Below are 14010 nucleotides of genomic sequence, written 5' to 3' on the forward strand. Positions count from 1 at the left end.
CGCACAGTCCATTCCACGTGCGCGAGGAAGTTCCTCGCGTCCACACGGCCCGCTTGATCCACACCTCCGATCTCGACAACGAGACTCGCGACGACGCACGCCGGATGGTGATCGAAGCGTTCGGCGGTGAGTTCACCGACACCGACTGGGAGCATTCGCTCGGCGGCATGCACGCGATGATCTTCGACCACGGTGCGCTGATCGCACATGCCGCGGTGGTGCAGCGGCGCCTGCTGTACCGGGGCGTCACACTGCGCTGCGGCTACATCGAAGGTGTCGCCGTGCGTGAAGACAGACGGGGGCAGGGCCTCGCGACGGCGGTGATGGATGCCGCGGAGCAGGTGTTGCGCGGCGCGTATCAAATCGGCGCGCTGAGCGCATCCCCGGCGGGCAGGCGCATCTACCTCGGGCGCGGGTGGTTGCCGTGGCAGGGGCCGACGTCTGTGCTGGCGCCCGCTGGGGTGACGCGCACCCCCGACGACGACAACTGCCTGTTTGTTTTGCCCATCGCACTGCCCGACAACGCCCCACTGGACACCACCGCCGAGATCATCTGCGATTGGCGCGACGGCGACGTCTGGTAGCCGACTCAGAAGCTCACACCCGCTGCAACCACCGCGTGAGGGGAAGTTCACGGCGGGGTCACCGCAGTGCACTTCCGGGGCAATAAAGCGTCCATAACCTGGTGTTATGGATTGCCGACGAGCCCCGACACGTCCAGGCAATGGTCAAGTAATCACCTGGAAACATGAGCTGAATACACAGGTGTCATGAGTGAGGCTGACTGGGCACCGCTCACCGGATTTCGGGTCGCGGTGACATCCGCCCGCCGCGCCGAAGAACTGAGCGCGCTGCTGCAGCGCCGCGGCGCCACCGTGACCAGCGCGGCGGCGATCGCGATGGTGCCGCTTCCCGACGACGACGCACTGCGCGCCAACACCGAAGCACTGATCGAGGTACCGCCGGACATCGTGATCGCGACCACCGGCATCGGGTTCCGCGGATGGGTCGCGGCCGCCGACGGTTGGGGACTGGCCGGCGACCTGATCGATGCGTTGGGCAAGGCGCGCATCGTGTCGCGCGGGCCGAAAGCCACGGGTGCGTTGCGCGCCGCGGGACTGCCCGAGGAGTGGTCACCTGATTCGGAGTCATCGCGCGAACTGCTGCATTACCTGGTCGAGGGCGGCATCGCCGGGCAGCGCATCGCGGTGCAACTGCACGGCGCGACCGAGGACTGGGACCCCTTCCCCGAGTTTCTCGACGAACTGCGCGCGGCCGGTGCCGAAGTGGTGCCGATCCGCGTGTACCGATGGCGCCCGGCGCCCCGAAACGGAGACTTCGACCAACTCGTGGCCGACATCGCGGAGGAAAAGTTCGACGCGGTGAGCTTCACCTCCGCACCCGCGGTCGCGTCGGTGTTAATGCGGGCGATGGAGATGGGTATCGAAAACCAGGTCCTTTCCGCGCTACGCACCAACGTGCACGCGATGTGCGTGGGTCCGGTCACGGCGCGCCCGCTGGTGCGACTCGGTGTGCCGACGTCTGCACCGGAACGAATGAGGTTGGGCGCCTTGGCCCGACACATCACCGACGAACTCCCGCTGCTGTGCTCCCGCAGGTTGCAGGTGGCCGGCCATCTGCTGGAGATCCGCGGCACCTGCGTGATGGTCGACGGCGATGTCAAGGCGGTGTCACCGGCGGGGATGGCCACCATTCGGGCGCTGGCGCATCACCCCGGGGCGGTGGTGTCGCGCAACAAGCTGCTTTCCGCGCTGCCCGGCAGCGGCACCGATACCCATGCCGTCGAGACGGCGGTGCTGCGACTTCGAACTGCCCTGGGGGACAAGAACATCGTGTCGACCGTCGTCAAGCGTGGCTACCGGCTGGCCATCGACGAGGAACTGGCACACGCACTATGAGTTCTCCCGCCGCACACGTGTTGGTGGCGCATGGCACCCGCAAGCAGTCGGGAATCGCGCTCATCGGCGATCTGGCGCACAGCGTGTCGGTAGCACTCGGGACAGGTGTGCACGTCGCGTTCGTCGACGTGCTCGGCCCGACCCCGAGCGAGGTGCTTCGCAATCTCGACACGCCCGCGGTCGTGGTCCCCGCATTTCTGTCCCGCGGCTATCACGTCAACACCGACATTCCCGAGCACGCAGCGGCGAGCGGGCATCCCGATGTCGTGATCGCCGAGGCACTGGGCCCCAGCCCGCAGCTCGGCCGCATACTGGCAGACCGGCTCGTCGAATGTGGTTGGCGGCCAGCCGACTCGGTGGTTCTCGCTGCGGCGGGAACATCCAACCCGCTGGCACAAACCGACCTCAGGCGGGTCGCCGCGTTGCTATCCGCCGTCATCGGCGATCGGGTGGAACTCGCATTCGCCGCAACCGGGGAACCCACCGTCGCCGACGCGGTGGCGCGCCTTCGCCGGCGCGGTGCGCGCCGGGTGGTGGTGGCCTCATATCTGCTGTCGGACGGGCTGTTTCAGGATCGCCTGCGCTGCAGCGGCGCTGATGCGGTTACCGAGCCGTTGGGATCGCATTCGGCGATGGTGCGACTGATCGTCAGCCGGTTCCGGCGCGCCAGGCTGGCGATCGCCGTATAGCCGTCCACTCCTCTGCGTGAGCAGAAGAAAATGCGCCGACACGCCGGCGATTTGGGTCACTTTGCGTCTGTTCACGGTCTAGCGGACTCCTTGCCTTCGGAAAGAGCAGGTGTCTTCGGCGTTTGTTTCGACGGACCGACGGGTACGCGCGCTCTCATGATCAAGCATGTCACTGCCGCCATCGCTTTATTTGCCGCGCCCGTAACCGTTTTGAGTGGCTGCGCCAACCAGCCCGCCGACGATTCGTCGACGCCGACCACATCGGAATTAACGACCAGCGCCGAAACCCTGACCACCCAGCTGAAGACGGCCGACGGCGAGCCTGTCGCCGATGTGACGATCGACTTCTCCAGTGGATACGCCACAGTGACGGTCGAGACCGTCGGTACGGGCATCCTCTCCCCCGGACTGCATGGTCTGCACGTCCATGCGGTCGGCACGTGTGAAGGCGATTTCACCTCTGCGGGTGACCACTTTCAGGCTCCCGGTCATACCGGCGAGCCCGCGAGCGGGGATCTGCCGTCTCTGCTCGTGCGCTCGGACGGGGCGGGCAAGCTCGTCGCCACCAGCGACAGTTTCACCGAGGATCAACTCAAGGGCCCCGACGGCTCGGCAATCGTGCTCCACCAGGGCACCGGCATGGGCGCCGAGGACGCAGCCTCCGAGCAACGAGTCGCCTGCGGCGTCCTGAGTCCGGCGAGCACGGCGACCACATCCGTGTCGACCTCGACATCGACCGTCACCACGACCGCAGCCCCGGCAGTTCCACCCGAGACCACCACAGTTCCACCTGCCACGGTCACCGAGACGACGTCGCCAGCCGAGACGGCGACTACCAGTGTCGTTCCCAGCACGAGTACCAGCACCGTCACCGTGATCCAGCCCCCGGAGATTCCGGAGATCACCGTGCCCCCGTTGCCCGGACCTGACGGCAGTTGATCCGCGCCAGGTCAGGCGCCGATCTGTACGTCCCCGTCCACGACTCGGGTGGGGTAGACCGGGAGCGCGACATCGGGGTCGTCGAGGCAGATCCCGTCGTCCAGACCGAACGCCTGCTTCTTGATCGGCGACTGCACGGTCGGACGGCCACCGCGGTCGCCGACGATTCCGCGCGAGATCACCGCCGCGCCGGAGAACGGATCGATGTTGCCCACCGCATACAGGGAGGCGTCGTCGAGCCGGAACAGCGCCGCCTGCACACCACCGGGCAGCAGCACGCCCACACCGCGGCACGGCATCAGGTCGTCGTAGGCACATGCAGTCGTCCATACCTGGACATCGTTGACAAGAGTCATTTTTGAGGCACCTTCGGCAATCCGATGGGAACTTTGCGGCCCGAGCGCTGCGTGAACTCGACGGTGGGATCGGCGACGTCGGGTGCGTTGACGAACGACACGAACCTGGAGAGCTTCTCCGGATCCTCTAGGACGCCCTTCCACTCGCACGCGTAGCCCTCGATGTGGCGGGCGATCGCCGCCTCGAATTCGTCGGCGAGCCCAAGGGAGTCGTTGCAGATGACGTCGCGCAGATGGTCCAGCCCACCCTCGAGGCTTTCGACCCACGGCGCGGTGCGCTGCAGCCGGTCGGCGGTGCGGATGTAGAACATGAGGAACCGGTCGATGTAGCGCACCAGCGTCTCGTCATCGAGATCGCTCGCCAGCAGTTGAGCGTGTTTGGGCGTCATACCGCCGTTGCCGCCGACGTAGAGGTTCCACCCCGTCTCGGTCGCGATGACGCCGACATCCTTGCCGCGCGCCTCGGCGCATTCCCGCGCACAGCCCGAGACGCCCATCTTGATCTTGTGTGGCGCCCGCAGGCCGCGGTACCGCAGCTCGAGGTTGATGGCCATCTGCACCGAATCCTGCTGCCCGTACCGGCACCAGTCGCTGCCCACACAGCTCTTCACCGTCCGCAGCGCCTTGCCGTAGGCGTGGCCCGACTCCATGCCACCCTCGACCAGCCGCCGCCAGATCTCGGGCAGCTGGTCGACGCGGGCACCGAACATGTCGATGCGCTGCCCTCCGGTGATCTTCGTGTACAGGTCGAAATCCCTTGCGATCTCGCCGATGAGGATCAGTTGCTCGGGCGTGATGTCACCGCCGGGCACCCGCGGCACGATCGAGTAACTGCCGTTCTTCTGGATGTTGGCCAGGAAGTGGTCGTTGCTGTCCTGCAGCGAGGCCTGTTCACCATCGAGGATGTGATCCGAGCTCGTCGACGCCAGGATGGATGCCACGGCGGGTTTGCAGATGTCGCAACCCTTTCCGGTGCCGAACCGCTCGATTAGGCCCGAGAAGGTCCGAATCGACGTCGCTGTGATGATCTCGAAAAGCTCTGCACGCGAATGGCTGAAGTGTTCACACAGTGCCTTGGACTGCTCGACACCCTCGGCCTCCAGCAACTGTTTGAGCAGTGGAGCGCACGAACCGCAGGACGTGCCCGCCAGCGTGCACTTCTTCAGGTCGGCCACGTCGCAGCAGCCAGCCGCGATGGCCTCGGTCAGATCGCCCTTGGTGACGTTGTTGCACGAGCAGATCTGCGCGGCGGCAGGCAGCGCACCGACGCCAAGTCCCCCGCCGCCTTCAGATCCGGCCGGCGCGATCAACGCCAACGCGTCACCCGGCAGCTGCTCGCCCACCATCGGCCGCAGCACCCCGTACGCAGACGCGTCGCCGACCAGGATGCCGCCAAGCAGCGTCTTCGCATCGTCGGAGAGCACCAGCTTGGCGTAGGTCTGCTTGACGGCGTCGTTGATCGCCACCTCCAGGCAGTCCGGGGCGGTGCCCATCGCATCGCCGAAGCTGGCCACGTCGACCCCGAGCAGCTTGAGTTTGGTCGACATATCGGCCTCGGGGAATTCCGCCTCACCGCCGAGCAATCTGTCGGCCACCACCTCGGCGCTGGTGTAGCCGGGACCGACAAGGCCGTAGCAGCGGCCCTCGATCGCCGCGACCTCGCCGACGGCATAGATGTTGGGATCCGTTGTGGTGCAGGACAGGTCGGTGAGTACACCACCTCGCTCTGCGACGGCCAATCCGGCGTCACGAGCGAGTTCGTCGCGGGGCCGCACGCCTGCCGCGAAGACCACGACCCCGGTGTCGATGAACGTCCCATCGCTCAACGTCACGCGCACCGAGTCGTTGTCGGCGGACCGCCGGACGGGGCGATTGCGTTGTGCCGGAGCGATATTCTCCGTTCCGACACCGGTGTGCACGGTGATCCCCAGATCGCCGATCATTCGGCCCAGCAGGGCACCGCCGGCCTCGTCGAGCTGTTGTGCCATCAGCCGCGGCGCCATCTCGACGACATGCGCCTGTAGCCCGAATGAGCGCAGGGCGTTGGCGGCCTCCAGGCCCAGCAGGCCTCCGCCGATGACCACACCGACGGGGGTGCCCCCGTCGACCGCGCGTTGCGCACTCGCACGGATCGCATCGAGGTCGTCGAGGGTGCGATACACATGGCAGGCAGGCAGATCGCGTCCGGGCACCGGCGGAACGAAGGCATAGGAACCGGTGGCCAGCACCAGCGCGTCGTAGTCGACTCGATCGCCGGCGGCGGTCATGACGGACTTGACGGTCCGATCGATGGCGGTGACGGGGCTGCCCAGCCGGGTTTCGACGAGAGCATCGCCGGGATAGGCGTTGCCGGGCAGCGCCAGCTGCGCGCGGTCCCAGTGTTCGGTGTACGAGGTGAGCCCGACGCGGTCATAGGCGGCGTCGGCCTCCTCGGCGAGCACGGTCACCCGCCATTCACCGGCGCTGTCGCGCGAACGCAACGCCTCGACGAACCGATGACCGACCATGCCGTGGCCGACGACCACGACGTTCCTTGGAGAACGCATGTCGCAGAGGCTAGGCACGCGATATTGCCGCAATGTGCCCTTGTGTGAAGCGGCCATCACGGTGTGCTCACCGTCGTCGGTCACCCGATGTGAGCGGGTTCGCTGACAGCGAACGCCCTGCTGGAACATGAGCGTGGTCGACTCAAGTTATAGCGGGTGGCGGACCGGCGTGGTGCCGGTCACGACAACAGAGGAGTACAGACCATGAGCAAAGTGACACTGTGGTCGCGCCCCGCGTGGGATATCGACCGCTGGATCAAGGATGGTGTGTTCGAGGGGTTTACCCCGGCGGCCGAGATCGTGCGCGACGGTAACGACGCCGTCGTCCGCCTCGAACTGCCCGGAGTCGACGTGGACAAGGACGTCACCGTCGAGGTCGATCGCGGCCATCTGGTGATTCGTGGCGAGCGCCGCGACGAGCACGCATCCGAGGAGAACGGCCGCACGCTGCGTGAGGTGCGGTACGGCTCGTTCCGTCGATCGTTCAAGCTGCCCGAGAACGCCGCAACCGATGCCATCTCGGCGTCCTATGACGCAGGGGTACTCACGGTACGCGTCGCCGGTGCCCACAGGGGTGCCGAACCGCAGCGCATCGCTATCGAGAGCAAATAACACCTCGACACGAGAGCCGGTGGGGCCCTTGGGGTTTCACCGGCTTTCTGTTGTCGGCTGGTCGGGTCGTGGGCTGGGAAGGGGAGGCGGGTTGTATTCGCTGGTCTCGACGCTCGGCACCGTGTAGCTGGTGGTGGTTGTCGTCGAGGACGTCGTGTACGTCGAGGAGTGACCGACGACGTCGGAATCGACACCGTCTCGGGCACCTTGGCCGAATCCGAGGTGCGCATCACCGCATAGGCGAGGATAGCGAGCAGGATCAGCCCCGCCACGCCACCCGCCACGGCGAGCGATTGCTCGTCGTACCAGTTCGGCTCGTCATCGCCCGCCACACGCGGAATGCTAAGCCCAGCGCCGCAGAATCTCTGCCGTTGTCGCAGATAAAGCGCGCTGCAGGAACGGGCCGAAGCTGATCCGACCCACGCCGAGTGGCCCGAACGACGCCGGGTCGTCCTGGTCGGGCAGCGCGATGGCGTTGATGGGCAGCGGAAGCTCGGAGGCCAAGCGCCGCAGCGTGTCCGGGTCGTGACGGCCGACGGGGTACAGCGAATCAGCGCCCGCGGCCGCCGCCTCTTTGAGCCGCGCGATCGCGCGGTCCACCCGGTCGGACTCGTCGCCGTCCTGGCGCAGGAAGAGATCCGTCCGTGCGTTGACCACCACGTGCACCCCGGTTGCGTCGGCGGCCTTGCGCAGCGCGCCGACGAGTTCGGCGTGCTCTCCCGACGACCGCAGCCGGCCGCCCTCGCTGTGCACGGTGTCCTCGATGTTCAGGCCGACGGCCCCGGCCTCGAGCAGGCCCTCGATCAGCCGTGTCGGCGCCTGACCGTAGCCGGACTCGATGTCGACCGACACCGGCACGTCCACCGCGGCGGTGATCTGTTTGATCCTGGCCAGGACGTCGTCGAACGTCATCCCCTCCTGATCGCTCTTACCGACGGAATCGGCCAGCGGGTGACTGCCGACGGTGAGCGCGGCAAACCCGGCGTCGACCGCCAGCCGGGCCGACCAGGCATCCCATACCGTCGGCAGCACCACCGGGTTGCCGGGCTGGTGAAGGGCGAGTAAGGAGTCGGCGCGCTCCTTCAGAACCTGGTCGGGCATTGGTCGAACCTCCGCTTCAGCGTGATCTGTCTCACTACCCGGTGCATGATGTGACTAGCGCCGGGTGTCGTAACGTGTTGCCTGACACCCTTCAGCCCAAGGAGGTCACTTGTCCAGCACTACCGAACTCGCCGAACTTCACGAGCTAATCGGAAACCTGCGACGGTGCGTCACCACGTTGGCGTCCAGGTACGGCGACAGTCCGGCCACCCGCCGGATCGTGAACGATGCCGAGCGGATCCTCAACGACATCGACCGTCTGGACATCGACGCCGAGGAGCTGGAGCTCGCCCGCGGTGTGGTCCACCACCAGGGCGGCGAAAGGATCCCGATTCCGGACACGCAGTACGACACCGAGTTCTGGCGCGGTGTCGACGACGAGGGTCTGGGTGGCACGCACTAGGCGAGCCACCACCTGACCTGGGATACGACAACTCCGAGAGGTAACAGTGAGCGCACCCACCGCCGACCGCAAGGCGACCGGCGTCTTTTCGCCGAGCCGTGCTCAGATCCCGCAGCGCACCCTCCGCACCGACCGGTGGTGGCAGTCGCCACTGGTCGTCGATCTGGGCTTCGCCGCGTTCGTCATCTACGCGACGGTGCGGGCGTTCCTACAGAACAACTATTACGTCGCGGACTACCACTACCTGACACCGTTCTACTCGCCCTGTGTCGTCAAGTGGAACGAGGCGACACAGTCGGGCTGCATCCCGGAGGCCAGCCACTTCGGCCAGTACCTGCCCGACGTCTGGTGGCTGCCCTACGCCGCGTTCTCGCTGCCGTTCCTGCTGCTGTTCCGTCTCACCTGCTACTACTACCGCGGGGCCTACTACCGGTCGGTGTGGCAGGCGCCGACCGCATGCGCGGTGGCCGAACCGCATGCGAAATACACCGGTGAGACGCGCTTCCCGTTGATCATCCAGAACACCCACCGGTACTTCTTCTACGTCGCGGCCATCATCTCGGTGATCAACACCTACGACGCGATCATCGCCTTCCAGTCCCCGAGCGGTTTCGGATTCGGTTTGGGCAACATCATTCTCGTCGGCAACGTGGTGATGCTGTGGGTCTACACGCTGTCCTGCCACTCCTGCCGCCACGTCGTGGGCGGCCGCCTCAAGCATTTCTCGAAACACCCGATCCGGTACTGGTTCTGGACTCAGGTGAGTGTTCTCAACGCGCGACACAAGTTGTACGCGTGGGTCACGTTGGGAACGTTGATGCTGACCGACTTCTACATCATGTTGGTCGCCAGCGGCACCATCTCTGACCTGAGATTTATTGGCTGACATGCATATTCGCAATTTAGTGAGGATTATCAATGGTTGATGTCGAGCGGCACGAGTACGACGTGGTCGTGATCGGAGCCGGCGGCGCGGGTCTGCGGGCGGTCATCGAGGCCCGGGAACGTGGCCTGCGGGTGGCCGTCGTCACGAAGTCGTTGTTCGGCAAGGCGCACACCGTGATGGCCGAGGGTGGCTGCGCCGCTGCGATGGGCAATGCGAACCCGAAGGACAACTGGCAGGTCCACTTTCGCGACACCATGCGCGGCGGGAAGTTCCTGAACAACTGGCGCATGGCCGAGTTGCACGCCAAGGAGGCGCCGGACCGCGTCTGGGAGCTGGAGACCTACGGCGCGCTCTTCGACCGCACCAAGGACGGGCGGATCAGCCAGCGCAACTTCGGCGGTCACACCTATCCGCGGCTCGCCCACGTCGGCGACCGCACCGGTCTGGAGATCATCCGCACGCTGCAGCAGAAGGTCGTCTCGCTGCAGCAGGAGGACAAGGCCGAGTTCGGTGACTACGAGGCGCGCATCAAGGTGTTCCACGAATGCACCATCACGGACCTGGTCAAGGACGGCGACAGGATCGCGGGTGCGTTCGGCTACTGGCGCGAGAGCGGGAACTTCATCCTCTTCCAGACGCCGGCGGTGGTGCTGGCGACCGGTGGCATCGGCAAGTCCTACAAGGTGACGTCGAATTCGTGGGAGTACACCGGCGACGGGCACGCCCTGGCACTGCGGGCGGGCGCGACGCTGATCAACATGGAGTTTGTCCAGTTCCACCCGACCGGCATGGTGTGGCCGCCGAGCGTCAAGGGCATCCTCGTGACCGAGGGTGTGCGCGGCGACGGCGGAGTGCTGAAGAACTCCGACGGCACGCGGTTCATGTTCGACTACATCCCGCCGGTGTTCAAGGGTCAGTACGCCGAGACCATCGAGGAAGCCGACCAGTGGCTCAAGGACAACGACTCCGCGCGCCGCACGCCCGACCTGCTGCCCCGTGACGAGGTGGCGCGCGCCATCAACTCCGAAGTCAAGGCCGGGCGAAACTCACCGCACGGCGGCGTCTTCCTCGACATCGCCTCGCGGCTGCCCGCCGAGGAGATCAAGCGACGGCTGCCGTCGATGTATCACCAGTTCATGGAGCTCGCCGAGGTGGACATCACCAAGGAGCCCATGGAGGTCGGACCCACCTGTCACTACGTGATGGGCGGTGTCGAGGTCGACCCCGACACCGGCGCCGCCAAGACACCGGGGCTGTTCGCCGCCGGTGAGTGCTCGGGTGGCATGCACGGATCGAACCGCCTCGGCGGCAACTCCCTCTCCGATCTGCTGGTGTTCGGCAGGCGGGCGGGAATGGGGGCCGCCGACTACGTACGCGCACTGTCCGATCGGCCGAAGGTGTCCGAGGCAGCCGTCGAGGACGCGGCCAAACTGGCGCTCTCACCGTTCGAGGGTCCGTCCGACGGTGATGCGACGGAGAATCCGTACACCCTGCAGCTCGACCTCCAGGACACGATGAACAGCCTGGTCGGCATCATCCGCAAGGCCGATGAAGTGTCCGAGGCGATCGAGAAGCTCCAGGAGCTGCGCGAGCGTTACAAGCGCGTCCGGGTGGCGGGCGACCGGCACTTCAATCCCGGCTGGCACCTGGCGGTCGACCTGCGCAACATGCTCATCGTCAGCGAGTGCATCGCCAGGGCCGCACTGGAGCGCACGGAGAGCCGCGGCGGGCACACCCGCGACGACCATCCGACCATGGATGCCCACTGGCGCAAGACGCTGCTGGTATGTCGCGCGCAAGGCGATGCGGTCGTGCCCGAGATCACCATCACCCGCGAGGACCAGGTACCGATGCGCGAAGACCTGCTCGAGCTCATCGAGCTCGAAGAGCTGGAGAAGTACTTCACGCCCGAGGAACTCGAGCACCACTCGGCTCGGAAAGGTTAGGAGAGCCTGATGACCTACCAAGCGAATATGCGGGTCTGGCGCGGCGACCAGAACGGCGGAGGCCTGCAGGACTACTCGGTCGAGGTCAACGAGGGCGAGGTGGTACTCGACATCATCCACCGGCTGCAGCAGACCCAGACCGGCGATCTCGCGGTGCGGTGGAACTGCAAAGCAGGAAAGTGCGGATCCTGCTCGGCCGAGATCAACGGCCGGCCGCGGCTGATGTGCATGACGCGCATGTCGACGTTCGAACCGACGGAGACCATCACGGTCACCCCGCTGCGCACCTTCCCGGTGATCCGCGACCTCGTCACCGATGTCTCGTTCAACTACGAGAAGGCCAGGGAGATCCCGTCGTTCACCCCGCCGAAGGATCTTCAGCCCGGTGAGTACCGGATGATGCAGGAGGACGTGAACCGATCGCAGGAGTTCCGCAAGTGCATCGAGTGCTTCCTGTGCCAGAACATCTGTCACGTGGTGCGTGACCACGAGGAGAACAAGAAGGCGTACGCGGGACCGCGGTACCTGATGCGGCAGACCGAACTCGACATGCATCCCCTGGACACCCGGGGTAACCGTTCGGTGCAGGCGCAGGACGAGAACGGCCTGGGCTTCTGCAACATCACCAAGTGCTGCACCGAGGTGTGCCCCGAGCACATCAAGATCACCGACAATGCGCTGATCCCGCTGAAGGAACGTGCCGCCGACCGCAAGTACGACCCGGTGGTGTGGCTGGGCAGCAAGCTTTTTCGGCGGTGACGAGTCGGCGGACTTGAATCAGGCTTGAGGTTGGCGGCACCGCGGGTAGCCTCTATATAAGGCAGCCGATTATCGAAGAAAGGCGACGATATGAGTCTGCGGGAGCCGCACAGCATCAACGACATCCGCACTGCGATTCGTGAACTCAGCAGCCGCGCGGAGCTGGCCCGCAAGGAGGGCCGCACCGCCGACGCCGAAGAACTCGAACAGCGCATCAACGGTTATCGCGAGGAGCTGGCCGCTCGCCCGTGACCCGCTCGGGCGTTATGCGCCCAAGCGACGAAATGTGCTGCGGTGGAACACGATCGGTGGTACATCGTCGTGCACGGTGATTTCGTTGACTCGCAGGATGACGATGGTGTGATCCCCGGCGGGAACCAACTGCTCGATCGAACTCTCCAACCAGACGCTGGTACCGCCGACGAACACCGCGCCGGATTCGCGTGAGTGGGTGTCCATGCCGGCGAACCTGTCGCCGGTCTTCGCCGCCAGGGTGCGCGCGGCGGCGTCGTGCGATTCGCCGAGCAGGCTGATCCCCAAATGGGGAAGGTCGCGCAGCTTCGGCCACGTCTCGGAGCTGTTCTGCACGCAGAAGGACACCAACGGCGGATCGAGCGACACCGGCACGAAGGTGCTCGCGGCCAGACCGACCCGAACCCCGTCGACCTCGGCCGCTATCGCGATGACACCGGACGGGAAATGGCCGAACGCCTCCCGCAGTGACGTCGGGCTCAGATCGCTTTTGCTCATCGACTTCATTTTCACACGAACCGGGTGGCTCGACCGAGTCAGTCTGCCCAGCGCTGGGCTTCCACCTCAGGGGGACGGCACCTCTGCAGCGGCACATCGAGGCCGTCGTAGATCCCGGGCTTCTGGGTCAACAGCCAGTCGAGCGCACCGAGCAGACGATTGGCGGCGGTGGTGTTGCCGCCGTCGGCGCGCGTTCCGCCGGGCAGGTCGGCGCGGCTGGTGATCGTCAGCTCGGGATCGCCATGGACGATCACCCGGTGGTCACCCACGCCCTGGTCGGGATACGGCCAGTCGGGTGCACATGACTCGTGAATGCGGGTGATGTGGTCGACGACGACGCGTTCCCGCCCGTTGACCTTTCCGATCACCTTGAGCCAGAACGCGCCCTGCGTGCCCTTCTCGAAGCGACCCATCACGGTGTCGACGGAGTCCTCCAATGGTCGGCGCTCGACCTCCTCGGTGATCTCGTCGATCTCCATGCCCAGGCCCCGCCCGATGAGCCGGACGTTGCCGCCCCACACCATGGTCGGCACCGACGGCAGGAGCATCATCGGCACCTCGCCCATCGGCCCGCCGAACCCACACGACACCTTGACCGCGTAGGGCTGGTTGTACGTCGAGTAGTCGAAGATCTCCTGGCAGTGGATCGACTGGATCCGCGTGCACAGTCCGGCGGCGATGACGGCGAGCGCATCGTTGCCCCAGCCCGGATCCACGCCGCTGACGAGCAACGTGGAGCCGCCCGCCTCGGCCGCCCGGGTCAACCGGTCGACCCATTCCGGTGGTGCCGAGCGGGGGTCGTACAGCGAGTACAGCGACGGTGTGACGACGTGGGCGCCGGCGCGCAGACAGCGTTCGATGTCGTTGACCGCGTCGTCGGGGCGGATGTCGCCGGAGGCCATGTAGGCCACCGCGTCGCAGTCGGCGAGTGCCGCGTCGACGTCGGTGGTAGCGGTGACCCCGGTGGGCTGATCCAATCCGGCGAACGTGGCAGCGTCCTTACCCGACTTGTCCGGCGAGGACGTGATCACGCCCGTCAGCTGCAACCCGGGAAACGCTGCTGAGCTGCGGATCGCCGTGGCTCCCATATTCCCTGTTCCCCAC

General features: G+C 66.0%; 15 protein-coding genes. 10 read left to right on the top strand and 5 right to left on the bottom strand.

Going from position 1 to position 14010, the window contains the following annotated elements:
* Positions 1-17 precede the first annotated feature (17 nt).
* The 4 genes from G6N43_RS00730 (at position 18) to G6N43_RS00745 (ending at position 3547) form a co-directional block, all read left to right on the top strand.
* Complete coding sequence (locus G6N43_RS00730; RefSeq protein ID WP_083152989.1) at positions 18-584, top strand: GNAT family N-acetyltransferase; 567 nt, start codon at positions 18-20, stop codon at positions 582-584.
* A gap of 186 nt (positions 585-770) precedes the next feature.
* Positions 771-1919, top strand: a complete 1149-nt coding sequence (locus tag G6N43_RS00735) for a uroporphyrinogen-III synthase (protein ID WP_083152990.1) — start codon at positions 771-773, stop codon at positions 1917-1919.
* Entirely contained in the window at positions 1916-2608 is a 693-nt protein-coding gene (locus G6N43_RS00740) for a sirohydrochlorin chelatase (RefSeq protein WP_083152991.1), read from the top strand. Before G6N43_RS00735 ends, G6N43_RS00740 begins: the two co-directional genes overlap by 4 nt.
* Positions 2609-2764: 156 nt before the next feature.
* A complete protein-coding gene (locus G6N43_RS00745; RefSeq protein ID WP_165761879.1) occupies positions 2765-3547 on the top strand; it encodes a superoxide dismutase family protein in 783 nt (260 codons plus the stop codon).
* 11 nt (positions 3548-3558) lie between these two features.
* On the opposite strand, the gene nirD is transcribed toward G6N43_RS00745, so the two are convergent.
* Together nirD and nirB are read right to left on the bottom strand one after the other, a co-directional pair.
* On the bottom strand, positions 3559-3903 hold the full coding sequence (gene nirD / locus G6N43_RS00750; protein ID WP_083152992.1) for a nitrite reductase small subunit NirD: 345 nt from the start codon (positions 3901-3903) through the stop codon (positions 3559-3561).
* Complete coding sequence (gene nirB / locus G6N43_RS00755; RefSeq protein ID WP_083153142.1) at positions 3900-6449, bottom strand: nitrite reductase large subunit NirB; 2550 nt, start codon at positions 6447-6449, stop codon at positions 3900-3902. The genes nirD and nirB overlap by 4 nt, the downstream gene beginning before the upstream one ends.
* 204 nt (positions 6450-6653) lie before the next feature.
* On the opposite strand from nirB, the gene G6N43_RS00760 reads away from it, so the two are divergent.
* Positions 6654-7061, top strand: coding sequence for an Hsp20/alpha crystallin family protein (locus G6N43_RS00760; RefSeq protein WP_083153144.1), 408 nt, complete (start codon positions 6654-6656; stop codon positions 7059-7061).
* A 342-nt stretch (positions 7062-7403) separates the two neighbouring features.
* Here G6N43_RS00760 and G6N43_RS00765 read toward each other — a convergent pair whose 3' ends face one another.
* A complete protein-coding gene (locus tag G6N43_RS00765) occupies positions 7404-8162 on the bottom strand; it encodes an isocitrate lyase/PEP mutase family protein (protein WP_083152993.1) in 759 nt (252 codons plus the stop codon).
* A gap of 109 nt (positions 8163-8271) precedes the next feature.
* On the opposite strand from G6N43_RS00765, the gene G6N43_RS00770 reads away from it, so the two are divergent.
* The 5 genes from G6N43_RS00770 (at position 8272) to G6N43_RS30360 (ending at position 12408) form a co-directional block, all read left to right on the top strand.
* Complete coding sequence (locus G6N43_RS00770) at positions 8272-8565, top strand: Rv0250c family protein (protein WP_083152994.1); 294 nt, start codon at positions 8272-8274, stop codon at positions 8563-8565.
* 46 nt (positions 8566-8611) lie between these two features.
* Complete coding sequence (locus G6N43_RS00775; RefSeq protein ID WP_083152995.1) at positions 8612-9451, top strand: succinate dehydrogenase subunit SdhC; 840 nt, start codon at positions 8612-8614, stop codon at positions 9449-9451.
* Between the two features lie 32 nt (positions 9452-9483).
* The gene (locus tag G6N43_RS00780) at positions 9484-11397 is read left to right on the top strand and encodes a fumarate reductase/succinate dehydrogenase flavoprotein subunit (RefSeq protein ID WP_083152996.1); all 1914 of its coding nucleotides are present in this window, start codon (positions 9484-9486) and stop codon (positions 11395-11397) included.
* 9 nt (positions 11398-11406) lie between these two features.
* Positions 11407-12156 (top strand): succinate dehydrogenase/fumarate reductase iron-sulfur subunit, encoded by a 750-nt coding sequence (locus G6N43_RS00785; RefSeq protein ID WP_083152997.1) that lies wholly within the window; start codon positions 11407-11409, stop codon positions 12154-12156.
* Between the two features lie 90 nt (positions 12157-12246).
* Positions 12247-12408: a hypothetical protein gene (locus tag G6N43_RS30360; protein ID WP_110810432.1), complete on the top strand. Its 162-nt coding sequence runs from the start codon at positions 12247-12249 to the stop codon at positions 12406-12408.
* 12 nt (positions 12409-12420) lie between these two features.
* Here G6N43_RS30360 and G6N43_RS00790 read toward each other — a convergent pair whose 3' ends face one another.
* Entirely contained in the window at positions 12421-12906 is a 486-nt protein-coding gene (locus G6N43_RS00790; protein ID WP_083153147.1) for a flavin reductase family protein, read from the bottom strand.
* A 38-nt stretch (positions 12907-12944) separates the two neighbouring features.
* A complete protein-coding gene (locus tag G6N43_RS00795; RefSeq protein ID WP_234810128.1) occupies positions 12945-13994 on the bottom strand; it encodes an NAD(P)H-dependent amine dehydrogenase family protein in 1050 nt (349 codons plus the stop codon).
* Positions 13995-14010: the final 16 nt, after the last annotated feature.

It is taken from the genome of Mycolicibacterium moriokaense, assembly GCF_010726085.1.
Classification (GTDB): Bacteria; Actinomycetota; Actinomycetes; order Mycobacteriales; family Mycobacteriaceae; genus Mycobacterium; species Mycobacterium moriokaense.

Excerpts from the sequence above, each read along its gene's own strand:
- G6N43_RS00790 (WP_083153147.1), bottom strand. The coding sequence starts at position 12,906 with ATGAGCAAAAGCGATCTGAGCCCGACGTCACTGCGGGAGGCGTTCGGC.
- G6N43_RS00760 (WP_083153144.1), top strand. The coding sequence starts at position 6,654 with ATGAGCAAAGTGACACTGTGGTCGCGCCCCGCGTGGGATATCGACCGC.
- G6N43_RS00780 (WP_083152996.1), top strand. The coding sequence starts at position 9,484 with ATGGTTGATGTCGAGCGGCACGAGTACGACGTGGTCGTGATCGGAGCC.
- nirB (WP_083153142.1), bottom strand. The coding sequence starts at position 6,449 with ATGCGTTCTCCAAGGAACGTCGTGGTCGTCGGCCACGGCATGGTCGGT.
- G6N43_RS00735 (WP_083152990.1), top strand. The coding sequence starts at position 771 with ATGAGTGAGGCTGACTGGGCACCGCTCACCGGATTTCGGGTCGCGGTG.
- G6N43_RS00765 (WP_083152993.1), bottom strand. The coding sequence starts at position 8,162 with ATGCCCGACCAGGTTCTGAAGGAGCGCGCCGACTCCTTACTCGCCCTT.
- G6N43_RS30360 (WP_110810432.1), top strand. The coding sequence starts at position 12,247 with ATGAGTCTGCGGGAGCCGCACAGCATCAACGACATCCGCACTGCGATT.
- G6N43_RS00745 (WP_165761879.1), top strand. The coding sequence starts at position 2,765 with ATGATCAAGCATGTCACTGCCGCCATCGCTTTATTTGCCGCGCCCGTA.
- G6N43_RS00785 (WP_083152997.1), top strand. The coding sequence starts at position 11,407 with ATGACCTACCAAGCGAATATGCGGGTCTGGCGCGGCGACCAGAACGGC.
- G6N43_RS00795 (WP_234810128.1), bottom strand. The coding sequence starts at position 13,994 with ATGGGAGCCACGGCGATCCGCAGCTCAGCAGCGTTTCCCGGGTTGCAG.
- G6N43_RS00740 (WP_083152991.1), top strand. The coding sequence starts at position 1,916 with ATGAGTTCTCCCGCCGCACACGTGTTGGTGGCGCATGGCACCCGCAAG.
- nirD (WP_083152992.1), bottom strand. The coding sequence starts at position 3,903 with ATGACTCTTGTCAACGATGTCCAGGTATGGACGACTGCATGTGCCTAC.